This window comes from Rhizobium terrae (genome assembly GCF_003425685.1).
GTDB lineage: Bacteria > Pseudomonadota > Alphaproteobacteria > Rhizobiales > Rhizobiaceae > Neorhizobium > Neorhizobium terrae.
The window spans coordinates 211,516-225,318 of sequence record NZ_QJKM01000004.1; the positions used below are offsets into that span (position 1 = coordinate 211,516).

At 60.3% G+C, this 13,803-nt stretch carries 19 protein-coding genes; 13 read left to right on the top strand and 6 right to left on the bottom strand.

Features of this window, described 5'->3' with window-relative positions:
- Positions 1–121 precede the first annotated feature (121 nt).
- Both DMO26_RS08950 and sciP read left to right on the top strand, forming a co-directional pair.
- Positions 122–862: a sugar transferase gene (locus tag DMO26_RS08950; RefSeq protein WP_404947028.1), complete on the top strand. Its 741-nt coding sequence runs from the start codon at positions 122–124 to the stop codon at positions 860–862.
- Between the two features lie 197 nt (positions 863–1,059).
- Positions 1,060–1,335, top strand: a complete 276-nt coding sequence (gene sciP, locus DMO26_RS08955; protein ID WP_007769470.1) for a CtrA inhibitor SciP — start codon at positions 1,060–1,062, stop codon at positions 1,333–1,335.
- A gap of 73 nt (positions 1,336–1,408) precedes the next feature.
- Here sciP and DMO26_RS08960 read toward each other — a convergent pair whose 3' ends face one another.
- Entirely contained in the window at positions 1,409–1,918 is a 510-nt protein-coding gene (locus DMO26_RS08960) for a paraquat-inducible protein A (protein ID WP_404947033.1), read from the bottom strand.
- A gap of 67 nt (positions 1,919–1,985) precedes the next feature.
- On the opposite strand from DMO26_RS08960, the gene DMO26_RS08965 reads away from it, so the two are divergent.
- A complete protein-coding gene (locus DMO26_RS08965; RefSeq protein WP_117191719.1) occupies positions 1,986–2,264 on the top strand; it encodes a GNAT family N-acetyltransferase in 279 nt (92 codons plus the stop codon).
- Between the two features lie 123 nt (positions 2,265–2,387).
- On the opposite strand, the gene DMO26_RS08970 is transcribed toward DMO26_RS08965, so the two are convergent.
- The gene (locus tag DMO26_RS08970; RefSeq protein WP_117191720.1) at positions 2,388–2,738 is read right to left on the bottom strand and encodes a flagellar export protein FliJ; all 351 of its coding nucleotides are present in this window, start codon (positions 2,736–2,738) and stop codon (positions 2,388–2,390) included.
- 424 nt (positions 2,739–3,162) lie between these two features.
- On the opposite strand from DMO26_RS08970, the gene ctrA reads away from it, so the two are divergent.
- Positions 3,163–3,864 (top strand): response regulator transcription factor CtrA, encoded by a 702-nt coding sequence (gene ctrA, locus DMO26_RS08975; RefSeq protein ID WP_117191721.1) that lies wholly within the window; start codon positions 3,163–3,165, stop codon positions 3,862–3,864.
- Positions 3,865–4,005: 141 nt separating this feature from the next.
- Here ctrA and DMO26_RS08980 read toward each other — a convergent pair whose 3' ends face one another.
- Together DMO26_RS08980 and chpT are read right to left on the bottom strand one after the other, a co-directional pair.
- Positions 4,006–4,368 carry a response regulator gene (locus tag DMO26_RS08980; protein ID WP_117191929.1) on the bottom strand — a complete coding sequence of 121 codons (363 nt, stop codon included), beginning with the start codon at positions 4,366–4,368 and terminating at the stop codon, positions 4,006–4,008.
- A gap of 110 nt (positions 4,369–4,478) precedes the next feature.
- Complete coding sequence (gene chpT / locus DMO26_RS08985) at positions 4,479–5,126, bottom strand: histidine phosphotransferase ChpT (protein ID WP_117191722.1); 648 nt, start codon at positions 5,124–5,126, stop codon at positions 4,479–4,481.
- Between the two features lie 190 nt (positions 5,127–5,316).
- Here chpT and DMO26_RS08990 point away from each other — a divergent pair, with 190 nt between their 5' ends.
- Both DMO26_RS08990 and DMO26_RS08995 read left to right on the top strand, forming a co-directional pair.
- Complete coding sequence (locus DMO26_RS08990; protein ID WP_404947034.1) at positions 5,317–5,910, top strand: DUF1134 domain-containing protein; 594 nt, start codon at positions 5,317–5,319, stop codon at positions 5,908–5,910.
- Between the two features lie 171 nt (positions 5,911–6,081).
- Positions 6,082–7,293, top strand: coding sequence for a coiled-coil domain-containing protein (locus DMO26_RS08995; RefSeq protein ID WP_117191723.1), 1,212 nt, complete (start codon positions 6,082–6,084; stop codon positions 7,291–7,293).
- Between the two features lie 2 nt (positions 7,294–7,295).
- Here DMO26_RS08995 and DMO26_RS09000 read toward each other — a convergent pair whose 3' ends face one another.
- Both DMO26_RS09000 and DMO26_RS09005 read right to left on the bottom strand, forming a co-directional pair.
- Positions 7,296–8,117, bottom strand: a complete 822-nt coding sequence (locus DMO26_RS09000) for a TrmH family RNA methyltransferase (RefSeq protein ID WP_117191724.1) — start codon at positions 8,115–8,117, stop codon at positions 7,296–7,298.
- Complete coding sequence (locus DMO26_RS09005; protein WP_117191725.1) at positions 8,117–8,503, bottom strand: hypothetical protein; 387 nt, start codon at positions 8,501–8,503, stop codon at positions 8,117–8,119. The genes DMO26_RS09000 and DMO26_RS09005 overlap by 1 nt, the downstream gene beginning before the upstream one ends.
- A 41-nt stretch (positions 8,504–8,544) precedes the next feature.
- On the opposite strand from DMO26_RS09005, the gene DMO26_RS09010 reads away from it, so the two are divergent.
- The 7 genes from DMO26_RS09010 (at position 8,545) to DMO26_RS09035 (ending at position 13,707) form a co-directional block, all read left to right on the top strand.
- On the top strand, positions 8,545–9,570 hold the full coding sequence (locus DMO26_RS09010; RefSeq protein ID WP_117191726.1) for an RluA family pseudouridine synthase: 1,026 nt from the start codon (positions 8,545–8,547) through the stop codon (positions 9,568–9,570).
- Positions 9,571–9,642: 72 nt separating this feature from the next.
- Positions 9,643–10,476, top strand: a complete 834-nt coding sequence (locus tag DMO26_RS09015; RefSeq protein ID WP_117191727.1) for a helix-turn-helix domain-containing protein — start codon at positions 9,643–9,645, stop codon at positions 10,474–10,476.
- Between the two features lie 79 nt (positions 10,477–10,555).
- Positions 10,556–10,717, top strand: coding sequence for a hypothetical protein (locus DMO26_RS33615; protein ID WP_162894776.1), 162 nt, complete (start codon positions 10,556–10,558; stop codon positions 10,715–10,717).
- A 91-nt stretch (positions 10,718–10,808) separates the two neighbouring features.
- A complete protein-coding gene (locus DMO26_RS09020; RefSeq protein ID WP_117191728.1) occupies positions 10,809–11,126 on the top strand; it encodes a DUF1127 domain-containing protein in 318 nt (105 codons plus the stop codon).
- A gap of 225 nt (positions 11,127–11,351) precedes the next feature.
- Positions 11,352–12,137 (top strand): class I SAM-dependent methyltransferase, encoded by a 786-nt coding sequence (locus DMO26_RS09025; protein WP_117191729.1) that lies wholly within the window; start codon positions 11,352–11,354, stop codon positions 12,135–12,137.
- A gap of 194 nt (positions 12,138–12,331) precedes the next feature.
- Entirely contained in the window at positions 12,332–13,234 is a 903-nt protein-coding gene (gene rpoH / locus DMO26_RS09030) for an RNA polymerase sigma factor RpoH (protein ID WP_117191730.1), read from the top strand.
- An 89-nt stretch (positions 13,235–13,323) separates the two neighbouring features.
- Positions 13,324–13,707 carry an ACT domain-containing protein gene (locus DMO26_RS09035; RefSeq protein ID WP_117191731.1) on the top strand — a complete coding sequence of 128 codons (384 nt, stop codon included), beginning with the start codon at positions 13,324–13,326 and terminating at the stop codon, positions 13,705–13,707.
- Positions 13,708–13,803: the final 96 nt, after the last annotated feature.

The following is a 13,803-nucleotide window of genomic DNA, read 5'->3' on the forward strand; positions in this document are numbered from 1 at the left end:
TGCCGCAGTGCAAGAAAGATTCTATTCATCGTTAACCAGATCTTAACTAGACTGATGACTCTCGCAATAACCTGTTATATTAAGGGGCATAACTGGCCGTCAGGGGGCTCCCAGGGGTACGATGCGGGTGAGTGTTTTGAGCGTTTCCGATCTGCACAACAACGCCGTTTATATGCCGGTCAGCAGCCGGGATGCTGCGCCGCTTCTTGCCGACGTTCAGCAAACGCCCCTGCCCCGCAAGCGGCAGGCGGCCTTCCGGGTGCAGCTCGCCGTCAAGCGGACGATCGACATCGGCATATCGCTCACTGCCCTGCTCGTGCTCCTGCCGTTGATGCTGGCGGTCGCGCTTCTCATCCGCCTCGACAGTCCGGGGCCAGCGCTCTTCACCCAGGTGCGCTGGGGGAAGGACTGCCGCAAGATCCGGGTCTACAAGTTCCGTTCGATGCGGACTGATCTTGGAGATGCGACCGGCGTGGCGCAAACGGTCCAGAACGATCCGCGCGTAACGCGGATCGGCGCCGTCATCCGCAAGACCAATATCGACGAGCTTCCGCAACTCCTCAATGTCCTGAAGGGCGACATGTCGCTCGTGGGCCCCCGTTGTCATGCCATCGGCATGCTCGCCGCCGGCATTCCGTACGAGGACCTTGTTCCCGACTATCACCGCCGCCATTCGGTCAAACCCGGCATGACCGGCCTGGCGCAGATGCGCGGGCTGCGCGGCCCGACCGACCGCCCCGGCAAGGCACGGGCCCGGATCGCCTGCGACCTCCACTATATCGACAATTTTTCCGTACTGCTCGACCTGCGCATCATGTTCGGCACCGTGCTCGCCGAGCTTCGCGGCGGCAAGGGTTTCTGACCTTTTTCCCGCAGAACGGGTGAAATGCAGCGTTTTTGGAGCCGCCTTCCGCAATGAAGGCTGCCTTTTCGTACCGTTCGAGGACACGTATTGCGGTTATCGCCGATCTCCCGACAAATGCCGCACCCTATTTAGTCAAATGTTAAAACTGCGGCGCTAGGCTGACTGACGTGGTCTTGTGTTGTGTAGAGAGTCCAATGACCGAATTGATACGTCCCCGAGTGAAATATGTCATCGGCCCCGATGGCAGCCCCCTGACGATTGCGGATCTTCCTCCGGCCAATACGCGCCGCTGGGTCATCCGCCGCAAGGCAGAGGTGGTGGCCGCGGTTCGCGGTGGCCTGTTGAGCTTGGAAGAAGCCTGTGAACGTTACACTCTGACCGTCGAGGAATTCCTGTCCTGGCAGTCTTCCATCAATGACCATGGTCTGGCTGGCCTGCGCACGACCCGCATACAGCAATATCGCCACTGACGAAGAATTTGCGAGGAGAGAACTTCTCCTTCCGGAAAAGAAGGTGCCGCTGCGAAGACCGCAACGGCACCTTTCAGTTTGACCTCTTCCCGTCATAGGGCTCTTTTGGTCCGCTCCGGATCAGGGAAGACAGCAATCCGGCAATTGCCGTCGAGGCGGCATAGAACCACAGGCCGGGTTGCGTCATGGCGGTCGCCAGACCACTGCTTTTCGCCGCGAAAACCACGATCGCGACCAGCATCACATCCATCATGGACCACTTGGAAAGATGCGGCATCGCGCGGCGAAAAAGCCCTGCCTCCGCCGCCTTGCCGGAGAGCTGGACGGCCAGCCCGACAAGCTTGGCGACCGGAAACACAATCGAAAACAATCCGACCAGCAGGGAAAGCGCGACGTTCCCTTCCAAGAAAAGTCCCGATACCAGCCCCACCAGAGACGGCGCGTCGCTGAAGAAATACAGGCGCTCGAAGCGGATGATCGGCAGAAAAAGCCCGAGCACCAGAAACACCGCGGCCATGAGAAGAAGAAGCGGCCGCAGCCATTTCCTCATGTTTTCCATCGGCGGCATGGCTCCCTTCCTCATCCGGCAGCTATTTCCCTTCACCCCTTGGCGTACTACATCATCCGCAGATGCAAGGAACGGGGCAATCATGAATATCACCCATGAAGAAACGCGGTCGGGCGGGCGCTATATCGCCGAGATCGACGACGACCAGGCGGAAATGACCTATTCGCGAGCCTCGCCCGAACTCGTCATCATCGATCATACGGGTGTGCCGGAGACGCTGCGCGGCAAAGGTGTCGGCCAGGCGCTGGCGCTTCATGCAGTCGAAGAGGCCCGCAAGGGCGGCTGGAAGATCATTCCGCTCTGCCCGTTCTTCAAGGCGCAGGTGGAGCGGCATCCTGAATGGCGGGATATTCTCCGGTAAGAATCCGGTAAGAACGCGGAGCTACCCGCGGACGTTAACGAATATATTAAAACGCAAAAATGGGGCGCTGGCGCCGTGGCGCCGCCCCGCATTGCAAAATTCCTTATCCTGACGCCCGAGGGCTCAGGCCCGGGCGCGCATTCCGCCATCGCGCTCTTCGAGAGCCGAGGCCTTGGCGAGTTCGGCTTCCGCCTCTTCCAACGCCAGTTCGGCGCTTTCCTGCTGGACCCGGAGTTCGCGGATCGAGACCTGCAGATTGTCGGCACGCTGGCGCGCCGCCTTTGCAAAGGTCGGGTAAGCGAAATGATTCGGGTCGGCAATGCCGGATTTCTTCTCTTCGACGGTAATCTGATGCTCGAGCTCTTTGGCCATCCGCTCGAACTCTGCCATCATCATCTGCAGCTGCTGGAGCTGGCGGCGTTTTTCGTTAACCTGAAAACCCTTCAGGCGAACCAGACTGTCACGCGACTTCATACGCAATACTCCGTGGATAGCGAGACCCAGACCCGTGTATCCGGTTTGTTACACTCCGGATCAAAAAATTTCCGCGGCGTTAATAAAATCTGCTCCGCGTTAACCTTTCGTTTACAGGCATCATTAATGATAAGCCTGATCGTTTAAGGGTCGGTAAATGCCAGGGCCTAAATTGGCCTCGACAATGTGTGAGTCGAATGAATCATTTAGCAGAGTTTCCTCATCTGCTGATTCAATCCTGGTGATGGCCAATCCTCAAGGGAAATCAGGTTGCTACTAATTTTGCTTAACGAAATGATGCACCTTGTCAGGCTTGCTCATAATTTGTTAACCATTTAGTGGCAGCTTCCAAATCAGGCTCAGTCTGGATCCGTAACGAGTAAGGGGGCATCAGGTACCTTACGCGGCGGTAAAGGGGAAAAATATGCGGGTTCTACTCATCGAAGATGACAGCGCGACTGCCCAGAGCATCGAGCTGATGCTGAAATCGGAAAGCTTCAACGTTTATACCACCGACCTCGGTGAAGAGGGTGTCGACCTCGGCAAACTCTACGACTACGACATCATCCTTCTCGACCTCAATCTCCCCGACATGTCGGGTTACGAAGTGCTCCGCACTTTGAGACTTTCGAAGGTCAAGACCCCCATCCTCATCCTGTCGGGCATGGCCGGCATCGAAGACAAGGTTCGCGGTCTCGGCTTCGGCGCCGACGACTACATGACCAAGCCCTTCCACAAGGATGAACTGGTCGCCCGCATCCACGCGATCGTCCGCCGTTCCAAGGGCCACGCCCAATCGATCATCGTCACCGGCGAACTGATCGTCAACCTTGACGCCAAGACCGTCGAAGTTGGTGGCCAGCGCGTCCACCTGACGGGCAAGGAATATCAGATGCTGGAGCTGCTTTCGCTCCGCAAGGGCACCACGCTCACCAAGGAAATGTTCCTCAACCACCTCTATGGCGGCATGGACGAGCCGGAACTGAAGATCATCGACGTCTTCATCTGCAAGCTGCGCAAAAAGCTCGCCAATGCTGCAGGCGGCGCCAACTACATCGAAACCGTCTGGGGCCGCGGCTATGTGCTGCGCGAGCCGGACGGCGCCGATTACGCCGAGACCGCCTGATCCAGAGCCTCCCCTTTACCAAAGACGCCCCGCTGGTCCCGACCGGCGGGCTTTTTTTCGCGTGCGCCCGTGCCGCGAACGAACAACCGGAGGCGGCAGACCGACGCCTGCCGTTTTGTTCGATCGAAAAGGATGTTCGTTTCAAGCCGCTTGAGCAAGGCCTGAGAAGACGGAGGTCAGGATCTTCCTGTCGAAGGGCTTCAGGAGAAAATCATCCGCGCCGGCGCGCTTGCCGACCATCATCTTTTTGAGATCGGCCTCGATGACGCAGTAGAAGATCCGCACATTCTTGCCGTTCGGCATGGCGCGAATACCGGCGATCAGATCGAGAGCGCCTTCGAGCGCCGCGTCGACGATCATGAAGTTCGGCAGTTCCGAACGGCAGCGGGTAATAGCCTCCTGCGCGCTCCCCGCCTCCGCGACGAGAAAACCCAGTTCGGAAAGAATCCGCTTGCCGACCTTCCGGACGATGTCCGAGCCATCGGCAATCATCAAACGCTGCATCATGTTCCCCTTGATGCTACCCGCCCTGGCTGGGCTTCCTGGGAGCGCCTATGATGGGGGCATCTCGCTAAGGAATGGTTACCTTCCTGCCGCTGTCCGGCCGGATAGTTTCAGGCGGTCACGGTTTCGGCGATGAAGACGATCTTGTCTTCGGAAACGACGTGCTTCAGGTCCATGCCGGCCTCTTCCGCCAGCAGCACAGTGTAATAGGGCTGGATCGAATGGGCATCGATCGGCTCTTCCAACGTGCCGCCGACGATCTCCACGAATTTCGCAGGCACGCGCATCATGCGGCCCTTTACGGTGATGATGAACTTCGCATCGTATTCCGGGTTCTCCAGCACGACATCGACCGAACCGCCTCTGGGAATCCCGGCATAGGCGACCAGGAAGAGGTTGAGGAGCAGCTTGACCCGGTTCTTGGCGATGATCGCGCGCGGACCGCTCCACGTCACCTCGGTCTTCTTTTCGGCGGAGGCATAGTCCTTGGCGGCCTTTTCCGCCTCGCCCGTATCGATCGAGGCGCCGACCGAACCGGAGGCGCCGAAGGCAAGGCGGGCGAACCGGAGACGCACCGACGCGTTCAGCGCGGACGTGCGGATGAGATCCAGGGCGTCGCTATCCGCGGCACCTTCGTCGAGAAGTTCCAGACCGTTGTTGATTGCACCGACGGGAGAGATGACGTCATGGCAGACCCGGCTGCACAGAAGTGCCGCGAGATCAGGCCCACTCAGCGTGAGATTGGGATTCTTCGGCATGTCGTTCTCCTGTTTTTGCATATTGCGCCGGTTCCGCTCTGCCACGTTAAGGTTGCGCGGAGATGGTGCAATCTATGAGGCCATAATGACACCATATTTGGTAAACCGATTATTAAGACCATGGCAGCAAAATAACCGGGCCTTCAGCATGATGCGGGAGGTTTGGCCCTGGATGAACCAATCGATGGATTTGACAATGCGCGCCCACACATCTTCCGCCTTCGCTCGTTTCGCCGCGGCGGCGTTTGCGGTCCTCGCCGCCGCACTGTTTGCCGGTCCAGCCGCCGCCCAGCAGGGCGCCAACCAATATTCGGCGCAGGAGATCGTCGATGCCGGCCACGGCTTCTTCGGCTCCACCAGCGGCGGACTGGCTAAGGTCGTCGAAAATGCGTTCGCCCAGTTCGGCCTGCCGAACGGCTACATCCTCGGACAGGAAGGTTCCGGCGCCTTCATCGCCGGCCTGACCTATGGCGAAGGCGAGCTCTATACCAAGAATGCCGGACAGCATCCGGTCTTCTGGCAGGGTCCTTCGCTCGGCATCGATTACGGTGGGCAAGGTACGCGTGCCATGATGCTGGTCTACGACCTTCCCTCGGTCAACAGTCTCTACGCCCGTTTCGGCGGCGTTTCCGGCTCGGCTTTCGTCGTTGCCGGCGTCGGCATGACGGTGCTGCGGAACAACAACGTCGTTCTCGTGCCGATCCGCACCGGCCTCGGTGCACGCCTCGGCATCAATGTAGGCTATCTCAAGCTCACCCAGTCGCCGACATGGAACCCATTCTGAAGAACGGCATTGTCCTTTCGAAGCGCCGGTAACCGGACTTCGAAGGCATTTTATGAAATTCATCATAACTGCGATTAGGCCGGTTATCGCCCGCCGGAATGCTTGCCGGCTTCATGCAGCCATGCTTAAACATGATGCGCGTTCCAAACCAGCCTGGGAAACGGCTTCGTCGTGATCGAATTTGCTCTTCTGTTCGGCCTCGGCTTCCTCAGCGCCGCCCTTGCCACGATGCTGATCGCACCGGCAATTCATGCCCGCGTCGTCCGCTATACCGAAAACCGTATCAAGGCCACCCTGCCGATCAGCCCGCAGGAGGTGCGCGCCCAGCGCGACATGGCGCGTGCCGTCTATGCGGCTGAGAATGCCCGCACGAAACAGGAACTGATCCAGGAGCGCGATAAGACCGTCGCCCTGCAGATCAAGGCCGACGAGCTCGCCGAGGAGGCAAAGCGCCTGCACGCAGAAGCCGCGGAACTTCGCAGCCAGATCGACGATCTCGACGTTGAAGCGGCGGAGGCCCGCTCCCGCCTTCGCCAGGAAGACAGCTATATCCAGCAGTTGAAAGCGGCCCTCGAAGCTGCCGAGGAAGCCGGCGCCGCCAAGGAACTCGAGATCGAAAACCTGCGGCAACGGCAGGTGATGATGATGTCGGAGGCGGACAATTTCCGCATCGACCTGTCGACCCGCGACACCGAGGTGGAGAACCTCAAATTCCGCATCACCGCGTTACGCGACGAACGGGATACGCTGCGCAACGACGTGCGGCTGCAGACCAGCCGTGCGAAGGATGCCGAAGCGCGGCTTGCCCAGGAAGAGAACCGGGTGCAGCGGCTGGAAGACAAGCTTGCGAGGGAGATCGCCGACCGGGCGGATCGGGAAAATGCGCTGGAACGCCGCTTGGCCGAAATCGCCCGGCTGCGGGAAAAGCTCAAGACGGCGAATGCCGAGGCCCGGGAGGCAAGCCGCGCTCTGCGCGACACGACAACCGGCCGGCCGGAAATCAGGATCGCCAGCCCGAAAAAGAAGATCACCCCGGAGGATGTCACTCTGCGAGAATTGCCTTATGCCCCGTCGCCGAAACCTGCGCGGATTTCCGAACAGGCCGGCGCCAACCCTGTGATTGCGGAGATGATCGACGAAACCCACAACCGCGCCACAGCACTGGCGGAGCGACTGTACAAGGCCGACGGCGGCAATGATGAGGCGATCCGCCAGGAACTTGCGTCGATCGCCGCCAACATGGTGGCGCTGACCGCGACGGCCGAAGGCAAGTCGTCGCCGATCCACAAGATCCTCTCCGGAAAGTCAGGGGACACCAAACGGGAGAGTCTTGCGGCGAAATCCAAGAAAACGCTGGCGATCACGCAGGACGCGGCGAATTAACCTCAGAGCCTTCCCTGGGCCATGGCAATCTCATAGAGCGCAATGCCGGTTGCCGTCGCCGCATTGAGACTGTCGAGTCCCGGCGCCTGGGCAATCCGTGTCGTGTTGATACTGGAGAGAATATCGGCCGGCAGCCCCTCGCCCTCCGTGCCGGTGACCAGTACCATCCGATTTGCGGCCGGCACGTCGCGGATCTCGACCGTGCCCGCCGGCGAAAGCCCCCAGACCGAAAAACCGCCTGCCGCGAGCGCGGCCAGAACTTCGGCTGTCATGCCGCCACGCGCATAAGGAACCGAAAGAACCGCGCCGACGGACACGCGCAACGCCTTGCGATAGAGCGGGTCACAACAGGTCTGATCGAGCAGGACGGCATCGGCGCCGAATGCCGCCGCGTTACGGAAAATGGAGCCGACATTGTCATGGTTGGAGATGCCGAAGGCGGCAACCACCAGCGCCTTTTCGGGCAGGCTTCCGATCAACGCGGTAGCCGTCCGCTCCCGCCGCCGGCGGCCTAGCGCCAGCACGCCGCGATGCAGATGAAAACCGGCAATCCCGTCCAGCACCGCCTGGGACGCAACGTGGACAGGCACGTCATCCGGAAAACCGGCGAGGATATCGCCAAGTCCTGCCACACGGTTTTCAAGAAGCAGGATCTTCTCCGCCTCGAAATCGCCTTTCGCCCGGTGCGCCGCAGCCAGCATTCGCAGCACCACCGTGCCTTCGGCGATGAACCGGCCTTCGCGGCCGGTTAGGTCGCGTTCGCGGATCGAGCGGAACTCGGCGATCCGCGGATCGTCCGCGTCATCGATGCGGACCGGCTCCATTACTGCGGGATCGCCACCGTAACATCGGCAACGATGCGGCCGGCGGTAAGATCGAAGACGAAAAGCTTCTGCGTGCCGTTCAACTGGCCGTGGAACAGGATCTGGCTGCCGGAGAGCGACGCCGAGTGTATTTGGAAGCCTGCCGGCAGTTCGGCCGTCGCTGTCAGCGGCTGTCCCGCCGGCACCGAGAAGCCGCCGCTGGAGGCAACGGACGCCGGTGTCGAAGGCCGCTGTGAGACCTTGTAGACAACCGCGGCAAGGACCGCCATAAAGCAGACGAACAAGATACCGCCCGAAACGAGCTGCAGAAGCACCATTTTCCGGCGGATTCTCTCCATCGCCGGATCAAGCGGCTCTTCCTTTTCCTCGATCTCGGGTTGGGGCATCGGGTCGTCCTTGGTTCTCGGATTGCTGTCGGAATGATTGAATGAACGATCCCTTTAACGAGATAGAGCGCCCGAGGAAAGTCCTGACTGCCTCACAAGAGGCGGAAGGGCGGCTGGATGCCTGGTTGACCGCGGTGCTGGAGGGCGAGTTTTCCAGAAGCCGCATCAAGGCGCTGATCGAACAGGGCGCGGTCGTGCTGAACGGCAAGCCGGTTACCGAACCGAAGAAAAAGGTGACCGCCGGTGACAAGATCGAGATCGCCCTTCCCGAACCGGAGGACCCGGAACCCAAGGGCGAGGACATTCCGCTTGAAGTGCTTTACGAAGATCAGGACCTGATCGTCATCGCCAAGCCCGCCGGCCTCGTCGTGCATCCCGGCGCCGGCAACTGGACCGGCACGCTGGTCAACGCGCTGATCCACCATTGCGGCGCAAGTCTCTCCGGCATCGGTGGCGTCAAACGGCCGGGGATCGTCCACCGCCTCGACAAGGAGACGAGCGGCGTGATGGTCGCCGCCAAGAACGACATCGCCCACCGGCACCTCGCCGACCAGTTTGCCGACCATGGCCGCTCCGGGCCGCTGGAACGCGCCTATCAGGCGGTGGTCTGGGGTCGTCCCCGCGGGCTCAAAGGCACCATCGACGCGCCGCTCGGGCGCTCCGGTTCCGACCGCACCAAGCGCGCGGTCAAACGCGAGGACAGCGACGACGCCCGTGAAGCCATCACCCATTACGAGGTGATCGAGCGATTCCACGAAAAACCGGATGCGACCGCCCTCGCCGCGCTGATCGAATGCCGGCTCGAGACGGGCCGCACCCATCAGATTCGTGTCCACATGGCCCATATCGGCCACCCGCTGATCGGCGATCCGGAATATTCGGCGGGTTTCAGGACCAAGGCGAACCTTCTGCCCGAACCTGCCAAAAACCTCGTCAGCCGTTTTCCACGGCAGGCCCTTCATGCCTATCTGCTGGTCTTCGAACACCCCCGCACCGGCGAGGTGATGGAGTTCGAGGCCCCTATGCCGCAGGACATGGAAGAACTGATCGACGCGCTGAGAGCTTGATTCGGGTGGTGGGAGACGCCAGCGGAGCGTATATAGGGATCCTCGACAACCCGAGACATCCTGGAAACCACCATGAGCCAGTTCGCCGTTAAAAAGCTGCTCGATACAGGCCTCATCACGGTTCGCGATGTCGTGTGCGACGGCTCCTGCCGGCACCGCAGCGGGGAGGAGTGCTCGCACGCGACGAGCCTCGTCTTTCCCTATCGCGGCGTCTTCATGCGCCATGTCGGCCGCGACGATACGGTTGCCGAGGCCAATCAGGTCCTGTTCTTCAATTGCGACGAGGGCTACCAGATCAGCCATCCGGTCGAAGGCGGCGATGCCTGCCTCAGCATGGAGGTGCCGGAAGCCATGCTGGAGGAACTGGTGCCGCAGGAGCACCGCAATCCGAAAGGCTCGCGCTTCGTCTTCAACAAGCAGCGGCTCCTGATCGATGCGCGCGCCCAGGTTCTGGTGGCGCTGCTGCGGCACAGCCTCATGCGCGGCGCCGCCGAGACGCTGGAAGGCGAAACCCTTGCCATGACGCTGGTGCGCCGTGCCGTAGGCGTAAGAACGGCTCGCGCCGCGACCGCCAGCTCCGGCAGGCAGAAGCTGGTGGACCGGGCGAAGCTCGCCTTGTCCTCGGATCTCGCGCGCCGCTGGACGCTTGCCGAAATCGCCTGCGAAGCGGGCGTCTCGCCGGTCTATCTCACTCAGGTCTTCCAGCAGGTCGAAGGCACGCCGCTCTACCGTTACCAGCTTCGCCTTCGGCTTGCCCGCGCGCTCGACCTCCTCGGCAGTTACGATGACTTGACGGAACTCGGCCTCGATCTCGGCTTTTCAAGCCACAGCCATTTCTCCTCGGCTTTCCGCCAGGCCTACGGCCGCACGCCGGCGGAATTCCAGCGCTTCGCCGGGCTCAGATAAAGTCGCTAAAGATTCTGACAGCGGCGTATCCCGCAAAATGGTTCTCTCTCCCCGTAAGCTCAACTCGGGAGATGACATCATGAAAGAAAATACCTGCGCCGCCTGCGATTGCGAACTCGATGCAACGCGGATTGCCGTAAAGATCGGCGGCAAGACGGTCGAGGTCTGCTGCCAGGAATGCGCCGAGGCGCTCCGGGAAGCGGAAGCCGCGACCCGTTCCGCCCAGGCATCCGACAAATAGCCGTCGATCCGACAGATCACGAAGATGAGGCGGGCGGTCGACGCCCGCCTCCTGTGAAAACCGGCGACCGATCGCCCCTAAGGAGACAGACATGAGAAACGAAAACCGGGCGGTCTTTGACCGCTTATCGGAGCGGTACGACCTTGCCGTGGAGCTGCCGCACCCACTCCGCGCTCACCTTCCGGCAGAGGCGGCTCCGGCCGCCGAACCGTCGGACCAGCGGCACCTGATTTCGTGCCTGATCACATTCGTCGTCCAAAAAATCCGCGCGCGTCGCAACCGTATGGCGCTTTTGGAGTTGTCCGACGAGCAGTTGAAGGATGTCGGCCTTTCCCGTTGCCAGGCCTATGGCGATTACAGCCGCTATCGGCAAAGCAACTCACACGACTTGGAAAGAAAATGCCGGTAGCCGGGGTCTGAATAAGCAATCCGGTGACACACATAACATGATCATCGGTCAGGATATCCATGCTTCGCAACAGAGCGGAACATTGTCAAACTTTCGCTTGATTTATCTTCCCTGCTGCAGTGCAGAAATCATGTTCTGCATGACCCAATTCAACCTCCGGTCCGGATTGCGCCTGGCGTGATCTATTTGTGGCAGGATAGTCAGAAACGGAAGGACGCGTCGGATATGAATGCACACCTCCGGAAGTTCATTTTCAACGACCTGCAGACCATCGAAGGATATATCGATCCGCCCGACGCGCTGGTCTTCCTTTCGCTCCTGCAGGCTCAGACGAACAATGCACTGGAAGGCGGCATCGCGGAGATCGGTGTCTTCTACGGACGTTCCTACTTTCTGTTCAGGAAGATAAGCGATGACAGCGATAAGGTTCTGGCGATCGATCTTTTCGATATCGGCCAGACCGAGGACGGTGTGCCGACCCAGTACGGGCGCTTTGTCGACAATGGCCGCCGCCTCGGCTTGCCGGTGGAAGAAGATCTCATCATCAAGGGCGACAGCACTCGCCTGCGGGCGGACGAGATTGTCAGCAAGATCGGCCGCACACGCTTCTTCAGCATCGACGGCGGCCACATGCTGCATCACATCGCCGCCGACAGCACGCTTGCGACCGAGACGCTCGCCGACCATGGTGTCATCGCCTTCGACGACACATTCAATCCCGCCTGGCCGGAAGTCACGGTCGGCGTCTCCGATTTCCTGCGAGAACGGAAGGACACCTTCTCGACCTTCTGCATGACCAAATACAAGACCTATGTCTGCCGCCGCGAGTTTCACGAATTCTATCTCGACGCCATCGCCAAGGCACCGGACCTACTTGCCTTTGAGCACGTGGAAACCGAATTTCTCGGCTCGAAAGTTGCCCGTCTGCACAATCCGATGAACCGCCGCATGGTCTACGAACTAATGATGCGATCGGGCATGGGAGCGTTTTCCGAACGCGTCTATCGGTAGAATTCCAAGCGGAATACATTACCGCATTGTAATGATATAACGCCTCTGTGATCTCTTGAATCACTGTTCTGCCGCACTTATTTGTTACGTGGATTGGTGCGGGGTCGAAAATGACCCGCGCCATTTTCGGTTCGCCTTCAGCATGCAGACGCTAAATCCAGAGGGAACCGACAACGATCGGAAAGGGGTGCTTTATGGCCCGCAATACTCTGCCTTCCATTACCGCCGGCGAAGCCGGTCTCAATCGTTATCTCGACGAAATCCGCAAATTCCCTATGCTTGAGCCGCAGCAGGAATACATGCTCGCCAAGCGTTATGCCGAACACGCAGACCGCGATGCCGCCCATAAGCTGGTCACCAGCCACCTCCGTCTCGTGGCGAAGATCGCAATGGGTTATCGCGGCTACGGTCTGCCCATCGGCGAAGTCGTCTCCGAGGGCAATGTCGGCCTGATGCAGGCCGTCAAGAAGTTCGATCCGGAACGCGGCTTCCGCCTGGCAACCTATGCCATGTGGTGGATCAAGGCCTCGATCCAGGAATATATCCTGAGGTCCTGGTCGCTCGTGAAGATGGGCACCACCGCCAACCAGAAGCGCCTGTTCTTCAACCTGCGCCGGCTGAAGGGTCGGATCCAGGCCATCGACGACGGCGATCTGAAGCCGGATCAGGTGGCGGAAATCGCCACCAAACTGAACGTCTCTGAGGAGGAAGTGGTTTCCATGAACCGTCGCCTGTCCGGCGACGCGTCGCTCAATGCGCCGATCCGGGCCACCGAAGGCGAAGCCGGCCAGTGGCAGGACTGGCTGGTGGATGACCACGACAGCCAGGAAGAAGTGCTGATCGAGCAGGACGAACTCGACACGCGCCGCCGCATGCTGGCTCGCGCATTGAGCGTTCTCAATGACCGTGAACGCCGCATCTTCGAAGCCCGTCGCCTGGCTGATGATCCGGTGACGCTGGAAGAACTCTCCGCCGAGTTCGACATCAGCCGCGAACGCGTCCGTCAGATCGAAGTCCGCGCCTTCGAGAAGGTGCAGGAAGCGGTCCAGAAGGAAGCCTTGGCCCAGGCCAACGCATTGCGCGTCGTCGACGCGTGATCAGGCTTCGCAACGTGACATCGAAAGGGGCTGCCTCGGCAGCCCCTTTTCTTTTACCTGGCATGCGCAAGCGCAATGGAGAGGCAACGATGGCATCCCGCGTCACCTTGAAGGAATTGGCCGGCAGCTACGCCATAGCGCGGCTCGATCCGGGCGACCCCATGCCCCGCTGGGCGGATGGCGAAGGTTTTACCAGCATCAGCCGGACCGAAGACGAGCTCTCCGTCGTGTGCCGGGCCGAAAGAGTGCCGGCCGAGGTAAAACAGGATGCCGGCTGGATCTGCTATAGGTTTCAGGGGCCGTTTGCCTTCGAGGAGACCGGCATCGTTCTCTCGGTCATCCGTCCATTGTCGGAAAACCAGATCGGCATCTTCGTGGTCTCCACCTTCGACGGCGACCATCTGCTGATCAAGGCCGTGGATGGCGGCCCCGCCCGGGAACTTCTGCTCGCCGCGGGTCACGACGTCGTTTGAGACACGGAACCGACCGGCCTGAGGGCTTTCCGAACGGAAATACCCGAGTGGCCCAAAAGAAAGGCCCGGTGCCTTGGCAACCGGGCCTTTCTGTTT